Raw genomic sequence first — 12,112 nt, 5'->3', positions numbered from 1 at the left:
AGGACGTTGGCCTCACTCGGTTACCTGGATCGATTCAAGGTATTCCAGCAGCGCCACCATCTTGCGGGGGGTCGGCGTCAGGATGCCGTCACCGGTATCGAGCGGCACCTCGTCGCCCTTCAGCAGCTCGCCGAATTCCGGCATGCCCGGCCCCGACATGTCCGAGCGCGCGTAGCCGTCGATCATCGACAGCACCTCGGCGCGCGGGAACGCCCCGCCCCGGCGCGCGGCGATATGCGTGAGATCGGCGGGGGTGACCCCGAGGTCCGCGGCCATCGGTCCGTTGCCGACCGCCGTGGTGCCATGGCAGGAGGCGCAATACTCCATGAAGAGCGCCCGCCCGTCCGCCGGTTCCGGCATCGCCGCCTCCATGCAGGCCCCGAGGGCCAGCAGGCCCGCCGCGGAGATTCCCCAGATGCCGCCCTTCATCGTTCCGTTCATCGCCTGTCTTCCCTCGACTTGTCCCTTGGACCCGGAGCCGGCTTTCCTGCGCGGTTCTCCGTTTCCGTTTTCTCTTGTGTGGCCCGCCGAAGCCTATGGATCAAGACCGGATCGGCGCGACGTTTTCAGCGAGTGACAATCGGCGCGACACGGGCCAGTGTCCGCGCGACAGCGAAGACGGAGTCCGCAGATGCCAAGCCAAGCCCTGATCATGCTCGCCGCCGGGATCGGCATCCCGGTGCTCGCCGCGCTCAATTCGCGGCTCGGGGGCTGGCTGGGCTCGCCCGCCGCTGCCGCGGTGATCCTCTTCTGCGTGGCGCTCAGCGCCAGCCTGATCGTGCTCTTCTCGCTCGACGCCCGCCCCATCGCGCGGGCGGTGGACGCGCCGAAACACCTGTTTCTCGCGGGGCTCTTCGTCGCCTTCTACGTGCTGAGCATCACCTATGTCGCGCCGACCTTCGGCGTCGGGCGGGCGGTGTTCTTCGTGCTTCTGGGCCAGCTGATCAGCGCCGCGGCGATCGACCACTTCGGGCTGTTCGGTGTGCGCGCCGCGCCAATCAGCGCGCAGCGCGGGCTGGGCCTCGCGATGATGGCGGCGGGCGTCTTCCTCGCGCAGCGCTGAGCCGATGGGCCGGCCCGCGGGTCAGCTGCGACGCCTCAGGTGGCGGAGTCGCGAACGAAGGCGTAGCTGGACGAGGTGATCGGATCGCTGCGCCCGACCAGCGTGACCGAGGCGCCATTGTCCAGCGTCACCACGAGGCCGGAGGGGCCGGCCACCTGCGAGGCGATCTCCGGCGGCACCTCGCCGCCGTAAGTAAAGACGACCATGTCCTCGGCCTCGTCGAAATCCTCGATCACCGCGCCATCGGCGAGAACGAAGCGGTCCGCCCCCTCGCCGCCAAGCCCCAGATCGCCGTGCCCCAGCATCAGCGTGTCGTCGCCGGTGCCGCCGACCAGAAGATCGCTCTCGCCATCGTCGCCGGTCTCGTCGGAGCCCCAGAGCAGGTCGTTCCCGGAGCCGCCCATCAGCGTGTCCTCGCCGCTGCCGCCGGTGATCGTGTCGTTGCCGCTGCCGCCCTCGGCGTAATCCGCGCCGGAGCCGCCCTCGATTCTGTCGGACTCGCCGAGCCCCGAGAGCACGTCATCGCCGGCGCCGCCGACGAGCGTGTCTCCGATCTCGCTGCCGGTGATCGTGTCATCGCCATCGGTGCCGGCGGTTGTATCCTCTCCGGTGCCAATGGTGCCCTCATCCGGGCCCCTGCCCTCCACCGGCAGGATCACGTCCTCGCTGCCACCCGTCTCCTCGTCCTCATGCCCCTCCCCGTCGTCTGCCTCGTCATCGCCGGCGCCCCTGTCGAAGGGAAAGGCGGCCACGGCAAAGGGCAGGAGCGCCGTCAGGGCGACGAGAAGTTCGAGCGGCATGGAAGGCTCCGGGAGGGAGGGTCGGCGGGTGGTTCAGCCGGACCCTGCCCCCGGAGTTTGACGAAAATCGGGCAAGGGCGCGACCCCGCCGGGGTCTTGCCCTCGCATTGAGGAAGCCCCGCTCAGAGCGGAACCAGCTGTCCCTCGCGCAGTTCCACCTGCCGGTCCATGCGACCCGCCAGTTCGAGGTTGTGCGTGGCAATGAGCGCCGAGAGCCCGGTCTCGCGCACCAGCGTCATCAGCGCGCCGAACACCCGGTCGGAGGTCGTCGGGTCGAGGTTACCCGTGGGTTCATCCGCCAGCAGCAGCTTCGGCGCATTGGCCATGGCGCGGCAGAAGGCGACGCGTTGCTGCTCGCCGCCGGACATGGCCGCCGGACGGTGCGCCGCGCGCCCCTCGAGCTCGACAGAGGCAAGCAGATCGCGCGCCCGTGCCGTGGCCTCTTTCGGCGGCACGCCGTTGGCGAGCTGCGGCAAGGTGATGTTCTCGAGCGCGGTGAACTCGGGCAGCAGGTGGTGGAACTGGTAGACAAAGCCCACCTCCTGCCGGCGCACGATGGTGCGGCGGCGGTCGGACTTGCCGCCCAGCACTTCGCCGGCGATCGCCACCTCGCCCGCATCGGCGGTGTCGAGCAGCCCGGCGATGTGCAGCAGCGTGGACTTGCCCGCGCCCGAGGGGGCGACCAGTGCCACCACCTCGCCGCGCTTCACGTCCAGCTCGGCGCCGCGCAGCACCTGCACCTCGTTCGGCTTGCCGCGGTTGTAGAATTTCTCGATGCCCGACAGGCGCAGGACGGGGTCACTCATAGCGCAGCGCCTCCACGGGGTTCATGCGCGCGGCGCGGCGCGCGGGGAAGATGGTCACGATAAAGCTGAGGCCGAGCGACAGGGCCATGGCGGCAAAGACGTCGCCCCATTGCAGCTTGGCGGGCAGCGCGTAGATGCCGCGCACCGCCGGGTCCCAGACGCCGCCGCCGGCGACGTAGTTCACGAAGGAGAAGATCGGGTCGATGTAGATGGCGAAGAGGCAGCCGAGGATCACCCCGAGCAGCGTGCCGATCACCCCGGTGAAGGCGCCGCAGATGAAGAAGACCCGCAGTACCGAACCCTCGGTGAGCCCCATGGTGCGCAGGATGCCGATGTCGCGGCCCTTGTTCTTGACCAGCATGATGAGCCCCGAGACGATGTTCATCGTAGCGATCAGCACCAGCACCGAGAGGATCACGAACATCACGTTGTCCTCGACCTCGAGCGCGCGCAGGAAGCCGCCCGACGCATCCTGCCAGGTCCAGACCAGCGCGCCCTGCCCGGCGGCCTGCTGGATGGCGGGGGCCATGGCGTCGACGGTTTCGGGGTCGTCCACCATCACCTCCAGCTCGTCCGCCGCGCCCTCGCGGTTGAAGTAGAGCTGCGCTTCGTCGAAGGGCATGTAGGCGCGGGTGCGGTCGATGTCGTAGCGCCCGGCGGTGAACACCCAGACCACCTCGTAGGCCTTGACCCGCGGCGAGACGCCGAAGGCGGTCTTCACCCCGTCGGGAGAGATGAGTTTCACCTGATCGCCAACGTCGACCCCCAGCTCGCGCGCCACGCCCGAGCCGAGCGCGATGCCCTCGCCGAAGCGCGCCAGATCGCCGTAACCGGTTTCGGGGTCGACGACGCGACGGATGCCCTGCAGGTCTTCTGCCGAGATGCCGAAGACCTCGACCCCGGCATTGCGGCCGTTGGCGTTGGCCATGACCTGACCCTTGACCAGCGGCGCGGCGCGCTCGACGCCGGGCAGCTCTGCCACCGCCTGCGCGCGCTCGGTGTAATCCTCGAAGGTGCGCTGGGTGCGCCCCTGCTCATCGACGCGGGCGGAGGAATAGACGGTCACATGGGCGTTTGAGCCTAGAATGGTATCGACAAACTCGGCCCGGAAGCCCGAGCGCACCGACAGCGTGGCGATCAGCGCGAAGACCGCGAGGGTGATGCCGATGAGGCTGATCCAGGTCATCACGCTGACGCCGCCCTCCGCGCGCCGGGCGCGCAGGTAGCGCCAGGCGATCATCCATTCGAAGGGGGCAAAAGGTGGCGGGGTACGGGCCATGGGCACTCTTTCCGGGTCAGCTTGTCGCGCGCGAACCTGACCGCAAGCCCCGGCGGGGTCAATCCCTCGCCGCCCTGCCCTACGGGGCTGTTACCGCGCCGCCGCTCGGGGCGCGGCGGGGCCGCAGGGCGTCCGAACTGCCCGACCCGCCACGCGACCACCCATGCATGACCGAGGCTCACCACCGGGCTCCCGGCAGGCGCGGCGGCTCGACCCGGGGCGGCAGCCCCATGTCGCGGCGCGCGGCGGCGTCGAGCGCGTCGTAGCGGCGCGCCTCGCGGTACTTGCGGTCCTCGCGGATCAGGAAGTCCTTGAGCCAGCGCCAGAACGGCAGGCGCGGCGGGCGCAGGGACAGGGGGCTTCGCATGGCAATCGGGCGGGGCATGATGTCCTCCGGGGCTGATGATGCTGCAGCTGGGCTGCGGGGTGCCCCCTTGTGACAGAGCCGCGTGATCGCGCCGTTGCCCCAGCGTCAATAGGGCGCGAAACGGCGGGACCGACCCCTCGACCGACGTCGCCTCGCTGCTGCTATCGCCCTATTGCCAGAGCTTTACCGCTGCGGCATATCTCCGCCATGACTGGACCTCGTTACACCCCGCTTGTCGCCTCCCTCCCCGAGACCGTGCCCTTCGTCGGCCCGGAGACGCAGGAGCGCGAGCGTGGCGCGCCCTTCCGCGCCCGCATCGGCGCCAACGAGAATGTCTTCGGCCCCTCGCCCCGCGCGATCGAGGCCATGCAGCGCGAGGCCGCCGAGATCTGGAAATACGGCGACTCGACCAGCTACGACCTGCGCAACGCCATTGCCGCGCATCACGGCATCTCGCCCGAGAACGTGATGGTCGGCGAAGGCATTGACGGGCTGCTGGGCTATCTGGTGCGGCTTGTCGTGGCGCAGGGCGATGCGGTGGTGACCTCCGACGGCGCCTACCCCACCTTCAACTACCACGTCGCGGGTTTCGGCGGGGTGCTGCACAAGGTGCCTTACGCGCAGGATGCCGAGGATTTGCCCGCGCTGCTGGCCAAGGCCGCCGAAGTGGATGCCAAGCTCGTCTATTTCGCCAATCCCGACAACCCGATGGGCTCGTGGAAGCAGGGCGCCGAGATCGCGGCGCAGCTCGACAACGTGCCCGAGGGCACGCTGCTGGTGCTCGACGAGGCCTATGTGGAGTTTGCCCCCGACGGCACTGCGCCGGAAATCGGGTCGGAGATCGACATCGAGGATCCGCGGGTGATCCGCTTCCGCACCTTCTCGAAGGCCTATGGCATGGCAGGCGCGCGCGTCGGCTACGCGCTGGCCGCGGCGCCGCTCATTCGCGCGTTCGACAAGATCCGCAACCATTTCGGCATGAACCGCACGGCGCAGGCCGGGGCCTTGGCCGGGCTGCAGGATCGCGAGTGGCTCGAGCAGACCATCGAGAAGGTTGCCGCCGCGCGGGGCCGCATCGCCGCCATCGCGCAGGCGAACGGACTTTCCGCCCTGCCCTCGGCGACCAATTTCGTCGCGGTGGACTGCGGCGGCGACGGTGCGCTGGCCAAGGCGGTGCTGGAGGGGCTGAGCAAGCGCGGCGTCTTCGTGCGCATGCCCTTCGTGGCGCCGCAGAACCGCTGCATCCGCATCGGCGCGGGCACCGAGGCCGATCTCGACGCGCTGGAAGAGGCGCTGCCCGGAGCGCTGGCAGAGGCCCGCGAAAACGCCGGTTGAGCCCGCGCTTCGGTCAGATGCACAAATTTTCCGCGGGCCTGCGCAGGTAGACCGGCGGGAAAGGTTTTGGAAATCAGTTTTGATCAGCCTGATGCGTGACCCCGGGCCGGGGAGCGCTATCCTTGAGTCATTTCAAGACCCATGGCGGCGCTTGCCCACTGAGCTTACCCAGTGAGCTTGCCCACTGAGCCCGCCGTCTGTTTCAGTCCGTCTTTCAGCCCGTCTGAGGATCGCATCATGGCATACCCTTCCGAACCGCCACGGCCGGATTTCTTCAGCGCCAATCTCGTGCTGCTTTTCGTGGTGATCTTCTTCGTCTTCCTGCTGCTCTGGATCGGCTACGGGCTCGGTCCGGTGGTGATCGCCGCGGTGGCGATCAACCACGTGATCACCGTCATCGACCATCGCCGCAACGGTCCGCGCGAAAGCCCGCCACGGGGCTGACCCGCGGCAAGCGCCCGGCGCGTGGCCGGGCACTGGACTGCAGGAAGTTCAGCCCTTGGCGATCTCCGCCGCCGCGGCGCTGAGCGCACCCTGACCATGCGGGATGCCCAGCGACAGGAAGCCGGCTTCGAGCACGCCGAGCAGGCCGAGGATCATATGGGTGTTCACGTGGCCCATGTGTCCGATGCGGAAGAAGCCGGTGCCCATGGGATCGTCCGGTTCGGCCATCCCGAGCCCGATGCCGAGCGTCACGCCCGCCTCGGTCTCGCACCACTTGCGCAGCTGCGCGCCATAGGGTGCGCCGAGCCGCAGCGCGGTCACCGCGTGGCTGCGCAGGCCGCGGTCGGCGACGTTGAGCGTCAGCGGACCGCCCTGCCCCCAGGCCTCGGCAGCGGCCCAGATGGTGCGGGCAAGCACCGCGTGGCGGTGCCAGATCTGCTCGATGCCTTCTTCGCGGATCATGTCGAGCGCGGCGCGCAGCCCGTAGAGGTGATGCGTCGGGGCGGTGCCGCCGAAGTACTCGTAGAAGAAGTCGGGCTTGCCGCGCGGCACCCAGTCCCAGTAGCGCGAGACGCGGGTCATCTCGGCGCGGCGCGCCTCGGCCTTCTCGTTGAAGAAGACGAAGCCCAGCCCCGGCGGCACCATCAGGCCCTTCTGCGAGCCGGTCACCATGATGTCCACGCCCCAGTCGTCCATGCGGAATTCCTCGACGCCCAGCGAGGCGACGCAATCGGCCATCAGCAGCGCCGGGTGGCCGGTGCTGTCCATGGCGGCGCGCAGGCTCGCGAGATCGTTGCGGATCGAGGTGGCAGTGTCGACGTGGCTGGCCAGAACCGCCTTGATCTTGCGGTCCTTGTCGTTGCGCAGCGCCTCGGCCACCAGCGCCGGATCGTAGGTGGATTTCGTGCCGAACTCGATCAGCTCGACCTCGGCACCGAGACCCCGCGCCATCTCGGCCCAGCCATGCGCGAAACGCCCGGTCGCCGGCACCAGCACCTTGTCGCCCTCGCCCACCACGTTGACCAGTGCCGCCTCCCATGCGCCATGCCCGTTGGCGATGTAGATCGCCACCTTGGCCGCCGCCGTCTGCGCCACGTAGCGCAGGTCGGGGATCAGCCCGGCCACCATCTCGACGATCGCCCCTTCGTAGATATTGGGCGAGGCGCGGTGCATGGCACGCAGCACCGCGTCGGGCATGACGGAAGGACCGGGAATGGCCAAATAGGGGCGACCATGGGCGAGAGACATGCGAAAACTCCGAAAGCACCCCTTGAAATTCCGGGGCGAGGGCCAACCTAACCGCGGTTGCGTCGAGGTCAATCTCCCTCGGCCAGCGGCGGGCCATGCCATGCGTGCAGGGCCGGTCTTTGACGCGCGGAGGGCACGGCGCTTGCCAGCACGCGCCACAGCCCGTAAACCGCCGCGCGACAGGCACAGGAAGTGACGCATGCTGATCAAGCTCTGGGACAAGATCGAGACCGCGGAGCGGCGGTTCCGCCGATCCTTCGGCAAGGACATCTCGACGCCCGGCACCCGGATGCTGTCGAAGCTGCATTACAATGTCTTCGACCACGCCTTCCTGCGACTCTTCTGGCACAACTTCTGGCAGATCGCCCCCGGCGTCTGGCGCTCGAACCAGCCGACCCACGCGCGGTTCGAGAAATATGCCAAGATGGGCATCAAGACGGTGATCACCCTGCGCGGCGAAGAGAAATACTCGCACTATCTCTTCGAGAAGGAGAGCTGCGAACAGCTCGGCCTGACGCTGGAGCACGCCAAGCTCTGGGCGCGCATGGCACCGAGTGCCGAGCGCATCACGCATCTCATCGACACGATGCGCGCGGCCGAGAAGCCGATGATGTTCCACTGCAAGTCGGGTGCCGACCGCGCCGGCTTTGCCTCCGCTGTCTACCTGATGGTATTCGAGGGCGTGCCGGTCGAAAAGGCGCGCAAGCAGATGGGCCTGAAATACGCCCACCTCGAATTCACCAAGACCGGCATCCAGGGCTACATCCTCGACACCTATGCGGCGCGCAATCGCCGTGCACCGATTGCCTTCGAGGACTGGGTGCGCGACGAGTACGACTCGAAGACCCTGCAGGCCGGGTTCGACGCCAAACGCCCGGTAGAAGAGGTGGCATGAGCTCTGGCATGAAGCAGGAAGGCAGTCTGCTCTTCTGGCTCGGCCGCCGGTATCTCTGGCGCTATCGCTGGCAGATCGTGATTGCCTTCATCTTCATGATGCTCGAAGGGTCGATGTTCGGCTTCCTGAGCTACATGATGAAGCCGATGTTCGACGACGTGCTGGTTGGCGGCAGTCGCGCCGCGCTGACCTGGGTCGGCATGGCGATCTTCACCATCTTCATGATCCGCGCCCTGTCCAGCATCATCCAGAAGGTGGTGCTGACGCGGGTGTCGCAGAAGACCGTGGCCGACATCCGCAACGACCTGCTGGCCCACCTGATGCAGCTCGACGGCAGCTTTCACCAGAAGCACGGCCCCGGCTACCTGATGCAGCGCATCGAGGGCGACGTCGGCGCCGTCAGCAAGGTGTGGAGCATCCTGATCACCGGCACCGGGCGCGACGTGATCGCGCTGGTCTCGCTCTTTGGCGTCGCGATCGGCATGGACTGGCGCTGGACCCTGCTCGCGCTGGTCGGCGTGCCGCTGATGATCGCGCCGACGGTGCTGCTGCAGCGCTACGTCCGGAAATATGCCCGCCGCGCGCGCGATATTTCCGCCGGGCTCTCGACTCGTCTCAACGAGGTTTTCCATGGCATCGTGCCGATCAAGCTCAACCGGCTCGAGATATACGAGGCCAACCGCTACAAGGCCCTGACCAAGGAACGCATCCGCACCTCGGTGGCCTCGAGCCTCGGCCAGTCGGCCATCCCCGGGCTGATCGACGTGATGTCCGGCATCGGCATCCTCGCCGTGCTGCTGCTCGGCGGCGGCCAGATCATCTCCGGCGAAAAAAGTGTCGGCGACTTCATGGCCTTCTTCACCGCCATCGGACTCGCCTTCGAGCCGCTGCGCCGGCTCGGCGCGGTCAGCGGCACCTGGCAGATCGCCGCGGCCTCCATCGAGCGGATCAAGGAACTGCTCGAACTGGAGCCGGAACTGCGCGATCCGCCGCATCCGGTCCCGGCACCGAAGGGCTGCCCCGAGATCGTGCTCAGGGACGTCGAACTGAACTACTCCGAGTCCGCCGTGCTGCGCGGCACCAGCTTCACCGCCGAGGCCGGCAAGACCACGGCGCTGGTCGGGGCCTCCGGCGCGGGCAAATCCACGGTGTTCAACGTGCTCACCCGGCTGGTCGATCCGGATGCCGGCGAGGTCACCATCGGCGGCGTGCGCACCGATGCCATGCGCCTTGCCGACCTGCGCGGACTCTTCTCGGTGGTCAGCCAGGACGCGCTGCTGTTCGAGGACAGCCTGCGCGAGAACATCCTGCTGGGGCGCGAGGACGTGCCTGACGAACGGCTCGACGAGGTGCTCGAGGCGGCGCATGTGTCGGACTTCGTGCCGCGCCTTCCCGACGGGCTCGACAGCCGCGCCGGCAGCCGGGGCAGCAACCTCTCGGGCGGACAGCGCCAGCGCGTCGCCATCGCCCGTGCGCTGCTGCGCGACACGCCGATCCTGCTGCTCGACGAGGCCACCTCGGCGCTCGACGCTGCCTCCGAACAGGTGGTGCAGGCGGCGCTCGACAAGCTCTCGGTCGGCCGGACCACGCTGGTCATCGCGCACCGCCTGTCGACCATCCGAAACGCCGACAAGATCGTCGTGATGGATGCCGGCCACGTGGTCGAGGAAGGTACGCATGACGAGCTGATCGCGCTTGGCGGGGCCTATGCGCGGCTGCATGCCATGCAGTTCGAGGATGAACAGACCGTCTGAGCCGCACCCCCCTGTAACCCGCCTCGCGGCGGGCCTATACTCCGGGCAACGCACAACGGACGGAGTCACCATGACCGCCACCACAGCCACCCCGCGCAGCGTGCTGCGGGTCAGCGGCCCCGAGGCCAGCGACTTCCTGCAGAACCTCGTCACCAATGACCTGGGCAAGCTGAAGGACGGGCTGGTCTATGCCGCGCTGCTGACCCCGCAGGGCAAGTACCGGGCCGACTTCTTTCTCGTGCCGCGGGCGGACGGCTCGATCCTGATCGACGTTGCCGAACCGCTGGCCGCCGACCTGACCCGCGCGCTGACGCTCTACAAGCTGCGCGCCAAGGTCGAGCTCGAGCCGACCGAGATCACCGTCACCCGCGGCACCGGCCCGGCCCCCGAGGGCGCCTTTGTCGATCCGCGCGATGCTTCGCTGGGCTGGCGCGGCTATGACGGCCAGCCGGGGGACGAGGCGGACTGGGACGCCCTGCGCGTCGCCGCCTGCGTGCCCGAGACCGGCATCGAGCTGACCCCCGACACCTTCATCCTCGAGGCCGGCTTCGACCGCCTCAACGGCGTCGACTTCCGGAAAGGTTGTTTCATCGGCCAGGAAGTGGTCGCGCGGATGAAGCACAAGACCGAGCTGCGCAAGGGGTTGGTGCCCGTGGAAGTGACCGGCAGCGCCCCCGTCGGCACCCCTGTCGAGACCGGCGGCAAGCCCGCGGGCACGCTCTACACCCAGTCGGGCGGACGCGGCCTTGCCTTCCTGCGCTTCGACCGGGCGGAGGGCGAGATGACCGCCGGCGAGGCCAGGCTGCGCCGGACGTCTTGAGCCGGGCCGCGCTGGAGACAGCGCTCGGCGCGCGCATCATTGCCAGCCGGGCGCTGCACGGCGGCGATCTGTCGGAGGTCATGCTCGCGACGCTGGACGATGGCCGCGAGGTGGTCCTCAAGCGCGGAGCCCGCGTCGCAACCGAAGCGCGGATGCTGCTAGCCGTCGCCGCCAGCGGCGCCCGCGCGCCGCAGGTGCTGGCGCAGGCCGGCGACTGGCTGGCGCTCGAGGCTCTGCCGGAGACCGCCGCCAGCCCGGACGGCTGGCAGGCGCTGGGAAAAGCGTTGCGCAGAGTGCATGAAAGTACCGGGCGCGGCTACGGCTGGAGCGAGACATACGGCTTCGGCCCGCTCGATCTCGACAATGCGCCGCGCCCGGACTGGCCCACCTTCTGGGCCGAGGCACGGCTGCGACCTTTTCTTCCCCACCTTCCAAGGAACCTCGCGGGGCGCGTCGAGACCCTCTGTCTCCGCCTGCACGAGTCGCTGCCTGAAACCCCGCCCGCAGCGCTGCTGCACGGCGACCTCTGGACCGGCAACGCGCTCTTCATGCGCGGCGGGGCTGCGCTCATCGACCCGGCCTGTTACCACGGCCACGCCGAGGTGGACCTTGCCATGCTGGAGCTCTTCGGCAGCCCGCCCGAGGCCTTCTGGCAAGGCTATGGCAGGCAGGAGCCGGGGCGAGCAGCAAGGCGGCCCGTCTACCAGCTCTTCCCCGCTCTGGTGCATCTGCGGCTCTTCGGCGGCGGCTATGCCGGGATGGTCAGCGGGCTTCTCGCTCAGGCCGACGTCTGAAAGCGTTTCTCCAGCACCTCCACCGCCCCGACGGCCCCGGCACCCGTCATCAGTGCCCGGGACGGTGCGTTGAAGGCGTGCACCATGGTGGTCCAGCCGCTCGCCCCCTGCCCCGCGATCTCCGCCTCGAAGCCCGCGATCAGTCGCCGTGCCACGCCGCGCCGCCGCCATGATGGCTCTACCCAGATGTGCTCGAGCATGGCCCGCCGCTGCGGATGTTCCAGCGCCGTGCCCTCGCCGTGCCGCCAGCGCCACATCAGGTAGCCGCGCGGCACGCCCTGCAGGCGGTAGGCCCGCAGCTGTGCGCCACCGGCCATGGCCTCGGCGAAGAAGGCCTCCAGCTCCGGCGCGCCCGCCTCGCCGTGGAAACGGTGCGGCACATGCGCGACGTGAAGCGCGTTAAGCCCGCGCAGCATCGTGGCCAGCGCGGGAATGTCATCGGTATCGCAGGGGGTAAACATGAAAAGGGCCTCCTTGGCTTGGCGCCGGAGGCCCTCTTGCTGTCTG

The 12,112-nt window shown here is 68.7% G+C and carries 14 protein-coding genes; 7 read left to right on the top strand and 7 right to left on the bottom strand.

Annotation, left to right across the window (positions count from 1 at the left end; translation table 11 throughout):
- Positions 1–12: 12 nt before the first annotated feature.
- Positions 13–441 (bottom strand): c-type cytochrome, encoded by a 429-nt coding sequence (locus tag BM397_RS00170; protein WP_092426733.1) that lies wholly within the window; start codon positions 439–441, stop codon positions 13–15.
- A gap of 190 nt (positions 442–631) precedes the next feature.
- Between BM397_RS00170 and BM397_RS00165 the strand changes: the two genes are divergently transcribed.
- Positions 632–1,063 carry a DMT family transporter gene (locus BM397_RS00165; RefSeq protein WP_092426735.1) on the top strand — a complete coding sequence of 144 codons (432 nt, stop codon included), beginning with the start codon at positions 632–634 and terminating at the stop codon, positions 1,061–1,063.
- Between the two features lie 35 nt (positions 1,064–1,098).
- On the opposite strand, the gene BM397_RS00160 is transcribed toward BM397_RS00165, so the two are convergent.
- From BM397_RS00160 to BM397_RS00145, 4 genes are all read right to left on the bottom strand, one after another.
- On the bottom strand, positions 1,099–1,863 hold the full coding sequence (locus tag BM397_RS00160; RefSeq protein ID WP_092426737.1) for a calcium-binding protein: 765 nt from the start codon (positions 1,861–1,863) through the stop codon (positions 1,099–1,101).
- Between the two features lie 122 nt (positions 1,864–1,985).
- Positions 1,986–2,669 carry an ABC transporter ATP-binding protein gene (locus BM397_RS00155; RefSeq protein WP_092426739.1) on the bottom strand — a complete coding sequence of 228 codons (684 nt, stop codon included), beginning with the start codon at positions 2,667–2,669 and terminating at the stop codon, positions 1,986–1,988.
- Positions 2,662–3,948, bottom strand: coding sequence for a lipoprotein-releasing ABC transporter permease subunit (locus tag BM397_RS00150; RefSeq protein WP_092426741.1), 1,287 nt, complete (start codon positions 3,946–3,948; stop codon positions 2,662–2,664). Before BM397_RS00150 ends, BM397_RS00155 begins: the two co-directional genes overlap by 8 nt.
- Before the next feature lie 178 nt (positions 3,949–4,126).
- A complete protein-coding gene (locus BM397_RS00145; protein WP_092426743.1) occupies positions 4,127–4,333 on the bottom strand; it encodes a hypothetical protein in 207 nt (68 codons plus the stop codon).
- 189 nt (positions 4,334–4,522) lie between these two features.
- Between BM397_RS00145 and BM397_RS00140 the strand changes: the two genes are divergently transcribed.
- The gene (locus BM397_RS00140; protein ID WP_092426745.1) at positions 4,523–5,650 is read left to right on the top strand and encodes a pyridoxal phosphate-dependent aminotransferase; all 1,128 of its coding nucleotides are present in this window, start codon (positions 4,523–4,525) and stop codon (positions 5,648–5,650) included.
- Positions 5,651–5,887: 237 nt separating this feature from the next.
- A complete protein-coding gene (locus tag BM397_RS00135; RefSeq protein ID WP_092426747.1) occupies positions 5,888–6,094 on the top strand; it encodes a hypothetical protein in 207 nt (68 codons plus the stop codon).
- 48 nt (positions 6,095–6,142) lie between these two features.
- Here the strand turns inward: BM397_RS00135 and BM397_RS00130 are convergent, their stop codons facing one another.
- The gene (locus BM397_RS00130; protein ID WP_092426749.1) at positions 6,143–7,342 is read right to left on the bottom strand and encodes a pyridoxal-phosphate-dependent aminotransferase family protein; all 1,200 of its coding nucleotides are present in this window, start codon (positions 7,340–7,342) and stop codon (positions 6,143–6,145) included.
- Positions 7,343–7,541: 199 nt separating this feature from the next.
- Between BM397_RS00130 and BM397_RS00125 the strand changes: the two genes are divergently transcribed.
- The 4 genes from BM397_RS00125 (at position 7,542) to BM397_RS00110 (ending at position 11,605) form a co-directional block, all read left to right on the top strand.
- Entirely contained in the window at positions 7,542–8,237 is a 696-nt protein-coding gene (locus BM397_RS00125) for a phosphatase domain-containing protein (RefSeq protein WP_092426751.1), read from the top strand.
- The gene (locus BM397_RS00120; RefSeq protein WP_092426753.1) at positions 8,234–9,991 is read left to right on the top strand and encodes an ABC transporter ATP-binding protein; all 1,758 of its coding nucleotides are present in this window, start codon (positions 8,234–8,236) and stop codon (positions 9,989–9,991) included. Before BM397_RS00125 ends, BM397_RS00120 begins: the two co-directional genes overlap by 4 nt.
- 70 nt (positions 9,992–10,061) lie before the next feature.
- Positions 10,062–10,811, top strand: coding sequence for a CAF17-like 4Fe-4S cluster assembly/insertion protein YgfZ (gene ygfZ / locus BM397_RS00115; protein WP_092426755.1), 750 nt, complete (start codon positions 10,062–10,064; stop codon positions 10,809–10,811).
- Positions 10,808–11,605, top strand: a complete 798-nt coding sequence (locus BM397_RS00110; RefSeq protein WP_092426757.1) for a fructosamine kinase family protein — start codon at positions 10,808–10,810, stop codon at positions 11,603–11,605. The genes ygfZ and BM397_RS00110 overlap by 4 nt, the downstream gene beginning before the upstream one ends.
- Here the strand turns inward: BM397_RS00110 and BM397_RS00105 are convergent.
- The gene (locus tag BM397_RS00105) at positions 11,590–12,066 is read right to left on the bottom strand and encodes a GNAT family N-acetyltransferase (RefSeq protein ID WP_092426759.1); all 477 of its coding nucleotides are present in this window, start codon (positions 12,064–12,066) and stop codon (positions 11,590–11,592) included. The genes BM397_RS00110 and BM397_RS00105 overlap by 16 nt on opposite strands.
- Between the last annotated feature and the right edge of the window lie 46 nt (positions 12,067–12,112).

It is taken from the genome of Alloyangia pacifica (assembly GCF_900116195.1).
In the GTDB taxonomy this organism is placed as follows: Bacteria; Pseudomonadota; Alphaproteobacteria; order Rhodobacterales; family Rhodobacteraceae; genus Salipiger; species Salipiger pacificus.
Note: the sequence above shows the minus strand (reverse complement) of the source record. Positions and strands in the feature narration are given on the sequence as shown.